A 15,345-nucleotide genomic window follows, 5' to 3' on the forward strand; every position below is an offset into this window, starting at 1 on the left:
ATTCCATGCGAGTTCCCTGGCCGGCCCTGGCCAGGGTCCCCGTGACCCGCCCCCTCAGGCCTTGCATTGCTTGCGACGTGGCCCGACCGGGCCACGCCTTGCCACGTTCCGCTTACCAGCCGAAGCCGGCACCCACGCCCACCGAGCTGTCATCGCTGCTGAAGGCACCGCCGATGGTCACCGTGGCGCGCTCGCTGAGCGCACGCTGATAGCCCAGCGACAGCGCCGACTCACCGCCCTGGTAGCCCACGCCCACGCCGACCCGGTTCTGGGTGCGGACGCCGGCGGCGCTGGTGGCCATGTTGAGCATGGCCGCGCTCATCGCCCCCTGGCGGTCGATGCGGCGATCCTGGTGGCGCAGGCGCTGGTCGATTTCGCCCTTGTAGATATCGAAGCTGTCGGCCATCGCGCCGAAGCGCTGGTCGGTGTAGCTGTTGGCCGTGGCGATGCCGCCGTCCAGCTGGCCCTTGTTGACCGCATCGGTGGCCAAGGTACCGGCAGCCACGTTGGCCACCTGGCGTTCGGCACCGACACTGCCCACCGACACCGTATCGGCCCGATCAGCGACCGAGCCCTGGCCGAGCGCGACCGAGTTGGCGGCCGTCGCGGTGGCGCCCTGGCCGATCGCCGTGGCCGACGCGCCGGTGGCGACCGCGCCATCGCCCATCACCACCGCATTGACCGCGGTCGGTGCAGCGGCCGCCGGTGCGCTGACCACCTGTGCCGCACCGGCACTGGCGGCGGTCGGCGTGCCCTGCACGCTGGCCGTTGCCACCGCCTCATCCACACGGGCCACCGAGGCGCTGGCCAGGCTGGCGGTGGACGGTGCGGCCGCGCGGGCGCGGGCGGTGCTGCTGCCGGCCACGCGCTGGTCGAGGTCGCTGACCTTGCGATCCAGCGCACCCAGCGCATCGCCGACGTTGTTGTACGTCGTGCCCTGGATCACGTAGTTGGGCGCTACGAACACGCCCTGCATGCCGACGCTGGCACCGCCGCCGAGGAAACTGGCGGCATCGGACAGCGACTGGAACAGCTGGCCACCGTTGATCGCCTGGCGACTGCCCGAGGCGATCGCGCCGCTGCCCACGTTGTCCAGCACCGTGCCCTGCACGCCGGACAAGGTGACCTTGTCGCGGCTGGCGTCGTCGTAGCCGAGCGCATTGGCGGTGACGTTCTCGACCGAGCCGATCCGCTCGTCGATGTCGCCCACGCGGGTTTCCACCGCGCCGACCCGCTGGTTGGTGGTGTTGAGCTGGCCACCGGTGACCGCGTCGGTGCTGCCGGCAGCAATGCGGCCCGCGCCCACGTTGACGATGCGGCGCGTGGCCGGACCATCGGTGCCGTTGCCGCCACCCACCGAGACCACGTTCGCTTCCACCGCACGCGAGCCTGCGCCGAGCGCCACCGCGCCGGCGCCGGACACGCCGGCGCCCGCACCGATGGCAATGCTGCCGGCACCATTGCTGGCGAAGGCGCCGTTGCCGATCGCCACGCCATTGACCGCGTTGGTCGAGGCCGAGCGGCCCAGCACCGTGCTGTTGTCACCGCGCGCCGACGCATCGGCACCCACTGCGGTGGCGCCGGTCGCCGAGGCCACCGCCGCGGTGCCCAGCGCACTGCTGCGGGTGCCGCTGGCGGTCGCCGCCGAGCCGGCGGCGAGCGCATCGCTGCCGCTGGCCGTGGCCACGCCGCTACCGCTGGCCTGGAAGTGCTTGCCGACCGCATCGGCAGTGGCCGCCACGCTATCCAGCTGCGCCTTGTTCACCGCATCGTTGGCGTTGACCGCCGCGCCGACGTTGGTGATGCGGCGCGTGGCCGGACCGGTGGTTCCATTGCCGCCACCCACCGAGACCACGTTGGCCTCGCTGGTGCGCGCACCGGCGCCCAGGGCGACGCTGCCGGCGCCGCTGGCCGAGGAGCTCTTGCCCACCGCGGTGGCGTTGATGCCGCTGTAGGCATAGCTGTCCTGGCCGATGGCGGTGGAGCCGGCCGAGGTCGCCCACGCCAACTGGCCGACCGCAGTGGTCTGCGCAGCGGTGGCCCAGGCGTTGGAGCCGGCGGCGACGCTGTTGGCGCCGCTGGCCTGGGAGGCATAACCGATCGCGTTGGCATAGGCACCCGAGGCGGTGCTGCCCCAGCCCAGTGCGGAGGCGTAGTCACCGCTGGCCTCGGCACCGTAACCGAGCGCGGTGGTGCGCACGCCGCTGGCGGCACTGAAGGTGCCGATAGCCGTGCTGTAGTCGCTGCCGGCTTCGGCGCTGTAGCCGAAGGCCGACGACTGCAGGCCGGCTGCGGTCGAACCGGCGCCGCTGGCCGTGCTGAACACCCCCACCGCCTGCGCACCCGCGCCGAGCGCGGTGGCGCCGATCCCGCTGGCGCTGGTGGCCTTGTCGAGCACCACGTTGCCGTTGGCATCTTCGTAGTACAGCGCACCACCGATGGCGGTGGCCGAGTCGGCGGTGGCCGATGCGTTGAAGCCGGACGCCGAGGCATTGCGGCCGGAGGCCAGCGCGCCGCTGCCATAAGCCGATGCACCGGTGCCGAAGGCATTGGCCGCTTCACCGGCGGCGGTGGCATAGGCACCGTCGACGTAGCTGCCGACGTCATCGCCGTTGCCGCTGCCGGAGGCCTTGAAGTGGCGGTTGGTCTGCTCGGCCACCTCGGCGACGGCATCGAGCTGGTTGAGGTTGACCGCATCGGTGCCTTCGGTACCGGCAGCGACGTTGGTGATCTGCCGCTGTGCGGTGGCCGTGCCGACCGAGACGGTATTGTCGCGGTCGGCGCTGGAGCCCGCGCCCAGGGCGACGCTGTTGACGCCCTCGGCCGACGCATTGGCACCCAGCGCCGTGGCGCTGGCCGCATCGGCCCAGGAGTTCCAGCCGATCGCGGTGGCGTAGTCGTCGGTGGCCCAGGCACCGGCGCCGAACGCCGCTGCACCGGTGCCGCTGGCACGCGCCGGAATCAGGCCGAAGAAGGTCGACCCACCGATGGCGACGCTTTCATCGCCGGTGGCTTCGCTGGATTCGCCCAGCGCGACCGCACTGGCACCGGAGGCCGTCGCCGAGGTGCCGACCGCAGTGGCCAGCGTGTTGGAGGCGATGGCGCCGTAACCCAAGGCATTGGACAGGCGGCCACTGGCCTCGCTGTAGCTGCCGAACGCGGAGGCACCGGCATCGGAGGCGCTGCTGCGGAAGCCGGTGGCGGTGGCCTGCTGGCCGCTGGCCGCCGACTCAACGCCCGTGGCGGTGGCATAGGCGCCGCTGGCGATGGCACCGCCACCGACCGCGCTGGCCCCGATTTCGCTCGCGCTGGCATTGCTGCCCAGCGCCACGCTGTTCTCGCCACTGGCCTGCGCATTGCTGCCCAGCGCGGCGGCACCCTCGGCACTGGCCAGGGCATCGGTGCCCACGGCCGTGGCGCTGGTGGCCAGTGCATTGGCACCGGCACCCAACGCGGTGGCACCGTTGCCGATCGCGTTGGCCGCTTCGCCCGCGGCGAGTGCGTCATCGCCTTCCACGTATGCGCCGGCATCGCTGTTGTCGTTGCCGCTGGCCTGGAAATACTTGCTGGTCGCCTCGCCTGCGGCCGCCACGGCGTTGAGCTGGTCGAGGTTGACCGCATCGGTGCCTTCGGTGCCGGCGGCGACGTTGGTGATCTGGCGCTCCGCCCCGGCACTGCCCACCGACACGCTGTCGTCGCGGTCGGCGATGGCATCGGCACCGAGGGCAACGCTGTTCTCGCCACTGGAGGTGGCCGCGTTGCCGAGCGCAGTGCTGTTCAAGCCCGGCGACCACGCCCCGCCACCGACGGCGGTGGAGTAATTGCCCGAGGCTTCGGTGGCCAGCAGGCCGAACAGCGAGCCGCCGACGGCGACGCTGTTGGTGCCCGTGGCCAGGCTGCCCTGGCCGGTGGCGGTGCTGTACGCACCGGACGCCTCGGCATCGCCACCCACGGCCACGCTGTTGGAGCCGGTGGCCTGGGCGAAGCTGCCCAGCGCGGTGGCGTTGAAGGCGCTGGCCACGGCCAGTCCGCCGATCGCGGTGGTGTAACCGGCAGTGGCTTCGGCACCGAAACCATAGCCGGCCGACAAGGTACCGCTGACCACGCTTTCAGCGCCCACGGCGGTGGCACCCTGGCCGCTGGCGGTGCTGTAGTACCCCAGCGCGACCGACTCCTCGCCGGCCGCTTCGGACAACGCGCCGCCGGCCAGGCTGCCCGCGCCGGAGGCGATGCTGGCCGCACCGGTCGCGGTGCTCTGCTCGCCGGTAGCCTCGCTTTCGGCACCGGTCGCGGTGGCGTATTCGCCACTGGCCTGTGCGTTGGCGCCGACCGCGATCGCGTTGGCGCCGCTGGCCAGCGCGTTGAAGCCCAGCGCACTGGCGTTGTCGGCCAATGCGAACGCGCCGCTGCCCAGCGCGGTGGCACCGCTGCCGGCAGCGAAGCTGGCCGAGCCCACCGCCGTGGCGTAGTCGCCGTCGGTGGCGGCATTGGACCCGGCGGCCACGCTTTCCTCACCGCCGGCCACGGCCACGCCGTCGCCGCTGGCCTGGAACTGCGCGGTCGCGTCGCTGAGCTGGTCCAGGTTCACCGCGTCCGTGCCTTCGGTACCGGCGGCGACCTGGGTGATCTGGCGCTGGCGGGTGTCGCTGCCCACCGACACGGTGTAGGCACGGTCGGCAACCGATCCGGCGCCGAGGGCGACCGCGTTGGATGCACTGGCATTGCTGCCCGCACCGATGCCGATCGCGCTCTCGCCGCCGGCCACCACGTTGGTGCCGATGGCGATGCTGTTGATGCTGTTGCCCAGCGCCTGGAAGCCGACCGCGACGCTGTTGTCGCCGTAGCCGAACGCACCGCGACCGAGCGCGGTGGCGCTGCTGCCACGGGCCCAGCTGTTGTAGCCGATGGAGGTGGAGCCGGTCCCGCTGGCCCATGCCGACTGGCCGACCGCGGTGCCGTTGGCGGCGGTGGCCCATGCACTGGCGCCGTAGGCGGTGGCACCGTCTTCGGTGGCCCATGCGTAGGCACCGGTGGCGGTGGTTTCCTCACCGCTGGCGAAGGCATTGTCGCCCTGGGCGACGCTGTAGTCGCCGGTGGCGCGCGCCTTGTAGCCAGCGGCCAGGCTGTTGTTGCCGGTGGCCTGTGCGCCGCTGCCGAACGCGTTGCTGGTGGTGCCCGTGGCGAGTGCGCCGGCGCCCACGGCGACGGCATCCTGCGCGGCAGTAGTGCCTACGGTGACGGCATTGCCGTCGGTATCCACCAGCGGCTGGTTGAATTCGTCATAGGCCTGGCCGAGACCGCCGATGGCGACGCTGCCATTGCCGTTGGCACTGACATTGCGCCCGACCGCCACGCTGTCATCGCCGAGCGCATTGGCCCCGTTGCCGAGCGCGGCCGCGCCGGCTCCCAGCGCGTTGCTCGCTTCACCGGCAGCCACCGCGCCATCGCCTTCGGCGAAGGCGCCCACGTCGCTGTCCTCGGAGGCATTGGCCTTGAAGCGGTTGGCGGTGACGTTGGCCACCTGGGCCACGCCGTCCAGCTGCGCCTTGTTGACCGCGTCGGTGGCCTCGGTACCGGCGGCCACATGGGTGATCTGGCGTTCGTTGCCGACATCGCCGACCGACACCGTGTTGGCGCGAGTGGCGGTGGAATTGGCGCCGAGTGCAACGCTGTTCGCGCCGCGTGCCGTGGCATAGAAGCCGACCGCGGTGCTGAGTTCGCCGCTGGCCCAGGTTTCCGCGCCCAGTGCGGTGGCCCCCTCACCCGGCGCGTAGGCGAAATAGCCCACGGCGGTGGCTTCGGTGCCCGACGCCTCGGTCAGGGTGCCGTTGGCGGTGGCGTAGTCGCCACTGGCGATGGCGCCGGCGCCCACGGCGGTCGCCGCTTCACCACTGGCCTGGGTCTGCACGAAGAAGCCCAGGCCCGGCAGCAGGTCGGCCGGACCACCGATGGCGGTGCTGCTGTTGCCGGTGGCCACGCTCTGCGTGCCGACCGCGGTGGAATAGTCGCCAATGGCGTTGGACACCGCGCCGAAGGCGGACGACTGCGCGCCGCCAGCGTACGCGCCCACACCGTAGGAGGACGAAGCGAAGCCCGCTGCTTCCGCGCTCGCCCCCACGGCGGTACCGCCGACGCCGGCACTGGTGGCACCGGTATCCACCGGCACGCCACCGTTGGTGATCAGCGGGTTGCCATCGGCATCCACGGCCGCGCCACCGACGGCCACGCTGCCCGGCCCGTTGGCCTGCGCGTTGTTGCCGAAGGCGGCGCTGTTCTGCCCACTGGCCACGGCGTTGAAGCCGACCGCGGTGGCGTTCTGTGCCACGGCCGTGGCGCCACTGCCCAGCGCGGTGGCCCCATTGCCAAGCGCGTTGGACGCTTCACCGATGGCAGTGGCGTTGTCGCCGTCGGCATAGGCGCCGACATCGCTCTCGCCAGTGCCGGTGGCCTGGAAATACTTACTGGTCGTGGCCGCCACCGCGCCCACGGCATCGAGCTGGGATTTGTTCACCGCGTCGTTGGCTTCGCTGCCGTCGGCCACGTTGGTGATCTGGCGGCGCAGGCCGGTTTCGCCGTTGCCCACCGAGACCGTGTCGATGCGATCGGCGTAGGAGCCGGCGCCGAGCGCCACGCTGCCGACGGCCACGGCCGCGGAATTGGAACCGAGCGCGGCGCTGAAATCGGCTACGGCCACGCTGAACGCGCCAACCGCCACCGAGGCTTCGCCGCCGCTGCCTGCGCCGCGGCCCAGCGACGTGCTGCCCGCACCGATGGCCAGCGCACCGCCACCGATCGCGGTGGCACCGTCGGCGCTGGCTTCGGCCAGGCCGCCGATCGCGGTCGCTGCGCCGTTTTCGCTGGCGGCCACCGCCGACGCGCCAAGGGCGACATCGCCCAGCCCGAACGCCACCGCACTCTGCCCGACGGCCGTGCTGGCATCGCCGAGCGCCAGCGCGTTCTGGCCGAACGCACTAGCGCCCAGGCCCGCAGCCACCGCGCTGCTGCCCACCGCCGTGGTGGCATTGGCCAGCGCCTGGCTGCCCTGGCCGACGGCCGTGGCGGCATCGCCGTCGGCAGTGGCTCCGGCACCGGCGGCAAGGGCGCCGTCACCATCGATCTTCGCCGCGTCGCTGTTGTTGCCCGCGCCATCGGCCTTGAAATAGCGGGTCGCGCCTTCGGCGGCGACCGCAACCTTGTCCAGCTGCGCCTTGTTCACCGCATCGGTGGCCGCGGTACCGGCCGCCACGTTGGTGACCTGGCGTTCCTTGCCGGCATCCCCCACCGACACCGTGTTGGCACGATTGGCCTTGGAGCCGGCACCGAGCGCCACGCTGTTGCTGGCCGAGGCGGTGCTGTTGCTGCCGATCGCCACCGCGTTGCTGCCCGAGGCCGTCGCGTTGCCGTCGACCACGCAGCTGTCGATCACGCCGCTGTTGAGCACCACGCAATTGGCATTGCCGCCCACTTCCACCGATTGCGCGTGCGCGGCCGGCGCGATCGCTGCCGTGCCCAGCCCCAGTGTCAACGCGATGGCGGCCGACAGCAGCGACGCGCCGCGTGTGTCGGTGGATCGTCGCTGGTCGATGACCACGCCGGCGGACTGGCTGCTGGCCAATTCCGAGGCGACGACCATCTGCCCCAGTGCTTTGTTCCAGACCTTGCGATAAATCCGATTCATCGATGCGACTCCTGAGTGGGCTGGTTTAGGCAAAGCGACGCCAACGCCGGACCACGTGGTCCAACGTCCCCTGGGGGCGTTTTCTCGCTTGATTTACTGCGTTGTGCCGAATGGCTTGTTACAGACGTACAGCGGACGCGCCATCCCTGCGGTTACTGTGGAACTGAACACTTTCCAAATGAGCAATCAGTGTTAACGCACCGTGCCAACAACGTCAAGACTTTGACTTCGAAAAACTCCTGACCGCCAAGCGCGTCACAAAACCGGCGGAAAACACGCTTATTTCGTTAGCTTCATGTGAGCAATGGTCATAACGCCGTTTCACATTGAAACGCGCTGTAACTCATTGCTGTCGATCACTTTCCACCGAACGCAAAAAAAAACCGCCGGCAGAACCGGCGGTTTCTTCACGCGATTTTCATCGCATCGACATCGGCAGCGTGCGCCGTATCAGCCGCACCATACTCTTGCGTTGCGGAACATCCGCAGCCACGGCGAATCGCCCTGCCAGTCACTCGGACGCCAGCTCAGGTTGAGCGCGCGCGGCGTGCGTTCGGGGTGCGGCATCATGATGGTGACCCGGCCGTCGGTGCTGGTCAGGCCGGTGATGCCGTCGGGCGAGCCGTTCGGATTGAGCGGGTACTGCGTCGCCACGTTGCCGTCGCCGTCCACGTAGCGCAGCGACACGCGTGCCGCGGCCTGGTCGACCGCCGTGGCAAACACCGCCTGGCCTTCGCCGTGCGCCACCGCGACCGGCAGGCGCGAGCCGGCCATGCCGCGCAGCAGGATCGACGGCGACTCCACCACTTCCAGCAACGCCGTGCGCGCCTCGAACTGCTCGCTGCGGTTGCGGCGGAACTGCGGCCAGTGCTCGGCACCGGGGATGATGTCCTTGAGCTGGCTCATCATCTGGCAGCCGTTGCACACGCCCAGCGCGAAGCTGTCCCCGCGCGCGAAGAACGCCGCGAAGGCATCGCGGAGCGCGCTGCGCTCCAGCACCGAGGTCGCCCAGCCACGGCCGGCACCCAGCACGTCGCCGTAGCTGAAACCACCGCAGGCGGCCAGGCCGGTGAAATCGGACAGGGCCACGCGGCCGTCGATCAGGTCGCTCATGTGCACATCGAACGCATCGAAGCCGGCACGTTCGAAGATGTTGGCCATCTCGATCTGGCCGTTGACGCCCTGCTCGCGCAGCACCGCCACGCGCGGACGCGCGCCGGTGTTGATGAAGGGCATCGCCACGTCTTCGTTGAGATCGAAGGTCAGCTTGGGCTTCAGGCCCGGCGCGTTGAAGCTGCGTGCGACCGCACGCTCCTGGTCGGCGCTGTCCGGGTTGTCGCGCAGCTTCTGCATGGCGTGGGTGACCGACCACCAGGCATCGAACAGCGCTTCCCAGCGCCACTCGACCAGGCTCTCGCCCTGCAGCGACACCCGCACGACCGGCGCGGTGGTCGGGCGGGCGATGCGCTGGGCGCACTCGGTCAGCGCGTGGCGCTCGACCAGGTCGGCGAAGGCCGCGCGGTCTTCCTTGGCGATCTGCACCACCGCGCCCAGTTCTTCATTGAACAGACTGCGGAACGGATCATCGCCCCAGGCATCCAGCGTGATGTCCAGGCCCAGCCGCGAGGCGAAGGCCATTTCGCACAGCGCGGCGAACGCGCCGCCGTCGCTGCGGTCGTGGTACGCCAGCAGCAGGCCGGCCTGGCGCGCATCGCGGATCAGCTCGAAGAACGCGCGCAGCCGCTGCGCATCGTCCAGGTCCGGCACCGCGCCGGCGAATGCCGGCAGTGCGCTGTGGTCGGCATGCACCTGCGCCAGGATGGAGCCACCCAGGCGCTGCTTGCCGGCACCCAGGCCGATCAACCACAGCTCGCTGTCGGTGTCGCGATCCAGCAGCGGGGTGAGCTGGCCGCTGGCATCGGCGACCGGAGCAAAGGCGGAGATCACCAGCGACACCGGCGACACCGACTTGTGCGCCTGGCCGTCGGCCTGCCACTGCGCCTGCATCGACAGCGAGTCCTTGCCCACCGGAATGCTCAGGTCCAGCTGCGGGCACAGTTCCATGCCCACCGCGCGCACCGCGTCGTACAGCAGCGCGTCTTCGCCGTCGTGGCCGGCTGCCGCCATCCAGTTGGCCGACAGCTTCACCGTCTCCAGCGCATCCACCGGGGCGGCGCACAGGTTGGTGATCGCTTCACCCACGGCCATGCGCGCCGAGGCGGCCGCGTCGAGCAGGGCCAGCGGGGTGCGCTCGCCGATCGCCATCGCTTCACCGGCCAGCGTATCGAACCCGGCCAGGGTGATGGCGACGTTGGCCAGCGGCAACTGCCAGGGGCCGATCATCTGTTCGCGTGCGGTCAATCCGCCGACGCTGCGGTCGCCGATGGTGACCAGGAAGTTCTTGGAGGCCACCGACGGGTGTGCCAGCACGCGCAGGCCGGCTTCATGCAGGTCCAGCCCGGCGGTCTTCAACGCCGGCCAGCGCGGGGCGGCCGGGTGCGCGGTATCGCGATGCATCTTCGGCGCCTTGCCGAACAGCACGTCCATCGGCAGGTCGATCGGCGCATCGGCCGGGATGGCGTCCACGGTGGCGCCGTAGGCCACCACCAGCCGCTCTTCAGCGGTGGCGACACCGACCGCGGCGAACGGGCAGCGCTCGCGCGCGCACAGGGCGGCGAACTCGGCCAGGCGCGCCTGCGGCACGCCGAGCACGTAGCGCTCCTGCGATTCGTTGCACCACAACTGCATCGGCGACAGCGACGGGTCATCGCTGGGTACCTTGCCCAGGTCGATCACACCGCCCACGCCGGAGTCGTGCAGCAGCTCGGGAATCGCGTTGGACAGGCCACCGGCACCCACGTCGTGGAACCAGCGGATCGGGTTGTCCAGGCCGAGCGCGACGCAGCGGTCGATCACTTCCTGGCAGCGCCGCTCCATTTCCGGGTTGTCGCGCTGCACGCTGGCGAAATCGAGGTCTTCGGCGCTTTCACCGGAGGCCACCGAACTGGCGGCGCCGCCGCCCAGGCCGATCAGCATCGCCGGCCCACCCAGCACGATCACCGCATCGCCGGGCTGCAGGCGCAGCTTCTCGACCTGGTTCTGGTCGATGGCGCCGAGGCCACCGGCCAGCATGATCGGCTTGTCGTAGGCGCGGGTCAGGCCCTGCCCTTCCGGCAGTTCGAAGCTGCGGAAGTAGCCAAGCAGGTTCGGGCGGCCGAACTCGTTGTTGAACGCAGCGCCGCCGAGCGGGCCGTCCAGCATGATGTCCAGCGCCGGGGCCATGCGCGGGTTCAGCGCACGCGGCGCCTCCCACGGCTGCGGCAGGGTCGGGATGCGCAGGTGCGAGACCGAGAAGCCGGTCAGGCCGGCCTTGGGCTTGCCGCCGCGGCCGGTCGCGCCTTCATCGCGGATCTCACCGCCCGCACCGGTGGCCGCGCCCGGGAACGGGGCGATCGCGGTCGGGTGGTTGTGCGTTTCCACCTTGATGCAGAACGCCGAATCGACCACCGCCTCGCTGCGGTACTGGCCGCTGGCCGGGTCCGGGCGATAGCGCGCGGCCGGGAAGCCGGCGACCACCGCCGCGTTGTCGCTGTACGCGCTCAACGTGTGCTGCGGGGTCTGCTGGTGGGTGTTCTTGATCATCCGGAACAGCGAATGCGACTGGTCGGCGCCGTCGATGGTCCAGCTGGCATTGAAGATCTTGTGCCGGCAGTGCTCGGAGTTGGCCTGCGCGAACATCATCAGTTCCACGTCCGACGGCTGCCGGCCCAGTTCGCCGAAGCGCTGGCGCAGGTAGTCGATCTCGTCCTGGGCCATGGCCAGGCCGAGGCGGCGGTTGGCCGCTTCCAGGTCGTCCAGGGCGATGCGTTCCAGCTCGCCGCGCGCCGGCGCGCTGAACAGCGCCTGGGCCTGGTCGGCCTGGGCCAGCACGGACTGGGTCATCGGGTCGTGCAGCGCGCGGCTGACCGCGTCCTGCGTGGCCGCATCGGCCGGCCAGCCGGCCAGGTCGATGCGCAGGCCACGTTCCACCCGGCGGATCGGCTGCCCGGCACCGCGGACCAGCTCGGTGGCCTTGCTCGACCAGGGCGACAGCGTGCCCAACCGCGGGACCACGAACCGCGACACGGCCCCGTCCTCACGCCCGGCCAGGTCCGGCTGGGCCTCCAGGATCCGGCTCAGGATCGCCGGGTCCGGGGCCGCATCGCCCTCGGTCTGGATGAAGTAGACATGCCAGGCACCGGTGATGCGCAGATCGGCGGCCAGGGACTGCAGGCGGGATTCAAGACGTTCGCGGCGGAACGGCGAAAGGGCGGATGCGCCCTCGAGGACCATCATGTCCGGGGAACCGTGGTTGGGAACGGGGCCCACCATTGTACCCAAGTCCGCTCCCGGGGCTGCCCCGGCGGGTAGGCGGCCGGCCCGGTCTTCACGGCCGAACCTTGCGCTGGCTCACGGATTGATCCGGGAATGCATGACAACGTTATCACCACCTGGCCCACGGCCAGGTCCTTGTCCGCCCCCTGCTGTTGCCGGCCTCTCCCCGGCGCCCGGACCTGCTGCACGCGGGCCGCCCCACCCGGCGGCCCGCGCCCATCACTAGATCGGAGTAAGACCATGCCTGACCCGATGATGCGCAGTGCGGTGACATCGATATCCCTCCATGCGGCGGGCCGCCGCAAACGCTGGTTGCTGGCCCTGGCCCTGGCAACGGCGGCCACCACGCCCACCCTCGCGCTGGCCGCCAACTGTACCGGCGCGCCGGAATGGAACCCGGCGGTGATCTACCTCTCCGGCACCACCCTGCAGAAGGGCGGCGTGCTGTACCGGGCCAACCAGGACATCTGGAACGCCCCGCCCGACCACCCGGCCGGTGCGCCGTACTACACCAACCTCGGCGCCTGCGATGGCAGCGGCAGCAACCAGCCGCCCAGCGTCAGCCTGACCTCGCCCAGTGCCGGGGCCAGCTTCAGCGCCGGCAGCAGCATCACCGTCAGTGCCAACGCCAGCGACAGCGATGGCACCGTGAGCAAGGTGGAGTTCTTCCGCGGCGGCACCTCGCTGGGCATCGACACCAGCGCGCCGTACAGCGTGACGTGGACCAACGCGAGCGCCGGCAGCCACACCTTCAAGGCGGTGGCCACCGACAACAACAACGCGGTGACCTCCTCGGCCACGGTCAGCGTGACCGTCACCGCGGCCAGCAACGACACCACCCCACCCAGCGTCCCCGGCGGGCTGGCTGCGCCGTCGAAGACCGCCACCACGGTCAACCTGGCCTGGAGTGCGGCCACCGACAACAGCGGCGGCAGCGGCGTGGCCGGCTACGACGTGTACCGCAACGGCAGCCTGGTCGGCTCGCCCAGCGCCACCCAGTACACCGATGGCGGCCTCACCGCCAGCACCGCGTACACCTACACCGTGCGTGCGCGCGACAACGCCGGCAACGCCTCGGCACAGAGCGGCGCGATCAGCGTGACCACCTCGGCCGGCGGCGGCGGTGGCGGTGCCAAGCGGGTGATCGGCTACTTCACCCAGTGGGGCATCTACGGGCGCAACTACCGGGTCAAGAACATCGACACCAGTGGCTCGGCCGCACGCCTGACCCACATCAACTACGCCTTCGGCAACGTGCGCAACAACCGCTGCGAAGTGGGCGTCACCCAGGCCTCGGACCCGAACACCGGCGTGGGCGGGGACGCCTTCGCCGATTACACCAAGGCCTTCGGTGCCGGCGAGAGCGTGAGCGGTGGCGCCGATACCTGGGACCAGCCGCTGCGTGGCAACTGGAACCAGCTCAAGCAGCTCAAGGCCAAGCACCCGAACGTGAAGGTGCTGATCTCGCTGGGCGGCTGGACCTGGTCGCGCGGCTTCTCCAGCGCGGCACAGCCGGCCAACCGCCAGGCCTTCGTGGCCTCGTGCATCGATGCCTACATCAAAGGCAACCTGCCGGTCACCGACGGCGCCGGTGGCGTGGGCGCGGCGGCCGGCGTGTTCGACGGCATCGACATCGACTGGGAATACCCGGTGGCCTGCGGGCTGAGCTGCGGCACCCCGGCCGACAACGCCAACTACACCGCGCTGCTGGCCGAGTTCCGCCGCCAGCTCGATGCGGTGCGTCCGGGGTTGTTGCTGACGGTGGCGGTGGGCGCGGGCATCGACAAGGTGCGGGTGACCGACCCGGCCGCGTACCACCCGTACCTGGACTTCATCAACGTGATGACCTACGACTTCCACGGTGCGTGGGACCCGCAGACCAACCATCACTCGGCGTTGTTCGATTCCCCGGCCGATCCGTCCACCGGTGACCAGAAGCTCTACAACAGCAACGATGCGATGGAGGCCTTCCTCAGCCGCGGTGTGCCGGCGTCCAAGTTGAACCTCGGCATCGGCTACTACGGGCGTGGCTGGACGGGCGTGGCCAGTGGCAACAACGGCCTGTACAAGAGCGCGAGCGGCGCGGCGCCGGGCACTTACGAGGCCGGCATCGAAGACTGGAAGGTGCTCAAGAACCTGGCCTGGCCGGGCTATACCGACACCGTCGCCAAGGCCACGTGGATCTCCAACGGCACCACCTTCTGGAGCTTCGACACCCCGGCGATGGTCACCGAGAAGATGGGCTACGTGAAGGCCCAGGGGCTGGGCGGCGCGTTCTTCTGGGAGTTCAGCGGCGATGATGCGCAGGGCACGCTGACCAAGGCGGTCAGCGACGGCCTGAACTGACCGGGCGCCGGCCCCTGACCGGGCCTACCCCGTAACGACAACGCCCCGGCCATGCCGGGGCGTTGTTGGTTTCAGCGGCTGCCGCCGGCGGAGATCCGCTCCAGCGCGGCCTTCATCTGCGCCGGCGGGACGTAGCCACCGAGCTGGGTGCCATCGGCGGCGAAGATCGCCGGGGTGCCGTTGACGCCGATCTGCTGGCCCAGCGTGTACTGCATGGCCACCGGGTTGGTGCAGTTCTTCGGCGCGACCGGCTTGCCGGTCTTGGCCGCGGTCAACGCCTGCTTGCGGTCGTCGGCACACCACACCGAGATCATGTCGGTGTAATCCTGGCTGCCCAGGCCCATGCGCGGGAAGGCGAGGTATTCCACGCTGATCCCGTTGCGGTTGAGCTCGGCGATGTCCTGGTGCAGCTTGCGGCAGTAGCCGCACTCGATATCGGTGAACACGCTGACCGTGTACTTCGCATTGGGCGCGGCGAACACGATGCGCTCGCTTCGCGGCACCTTCGCCAGCAGCTTCTGGCGGTAGGACAGCAGGCCCGCACTGCTCACCGGCGCCTTGTTCTGGATGTCGTAGGGCTGGGACTGCATCAGGTAGCGCCCGTCATCGGACACGTACAGCACCTGGCCGCCGACCAGCACTTCGCGGAAGCCGGGGAACGGCGCTGCACCGATGAAGTCCGGCTGGAACTTCGGGTCCAGGGTCAGCAGCGCGCTGCGCACGCGCTGGTCGGCAGTGCCGCCGGCCGAGGCGGCCGTGCTGGCCGGGGCCGCGGCGCCCTTGCTGGCGGCCGGAGCGGAGGGCTGCTGCGCACAGGCAGTCAGGCTGAGCGCGCCGAGGAGCGCGGCAAAGGCAACACGGAGCATCGAGCGATCCGGGGGGAAAGAAGGTAGCGCTGATTCTCGCACAGCCACCCGGCGCCGCAGCTGGACCGCGACGGAACAGTG

Annotated in this window: 4 protein-coding genes; 1 reads left to right on the forward strand and 3 read right to left on the reverse strand. The window is 70.4% G+C overall.

All coding sequences use genetic code 11. From position 1 onward, the window contains the following. Positions 1–112 precede the first annotated feature (112 nt). Positions 113–7,678, reverse strand: a complete 7,566-nt coding sequence (locus tag M2421_RS12250; protein ID WP_259207021.1) for an ESPR-type extended signal peptide-containing protein — start codon at positions 7,676–7,678, stop codon at positions 113–115. 450 nt (positions 7,679–8,128) lie between these two features. Further along, positions 8,129–12,013 (reverse strand): phosphoribosylformylglycinamidine synthase, encoded by a 3,885-nt coding sequence (gene purL, locus M2421_RS12255; RefSeq protein ID WP_259207023.1) that lies wholly within the window; start codon positions 12,011–12,013, stop codon positions 8,129–8,131. Between the two features lie 279 nt (positions 12,014–12,292). Between purL and M2421_RS12260 the strand changes: the two genes are divergently transcribed. Further along, positions 12,293–14,398: a glycosyl hydrolase family 18 protein gene (locus tag M2421_RS12260; RefSeq protein WP_259207025.1), complete on the forward strand. Its 2,106-nt coding sequence runs from the start codon at positions 12,293–12,295 to the stop codon at positions 14,396–14,398. A gap of 71 nt (positions 14,399–14,469) precedes the next feature. Here the strand turns inward: M2421_RS12260 and M2421_RS12265 are convergent, their stop codons facing one another. Further along, positions 14,470–15,264 carry a thioredoxin fold domain-containing protein gene (locus tag M2421_RS12265; protein ID WP_259207028.1) on the reverse strand — a complete coding sequence of 265 codons (795 nt, stop codon included), beginning with the start codon at positions 15,262–15,264 and terminating at the stop codon, positions 14,470–14,472. Positions 15,265–15,345 lie beyond the last annotated feature (81 nt).

Origin of the sequence: Stenotrophomonas sp. BIGb0135 (assembly GCF_024810105.1) — a bacterium.
GTDB lineage: Bacteria > Pseudomonadota > Gammaproteobacteria > Xanthomonadales > Xanthomonadaceae > Stenotrophomonas > Stenotrophomonas maltophilia_AB.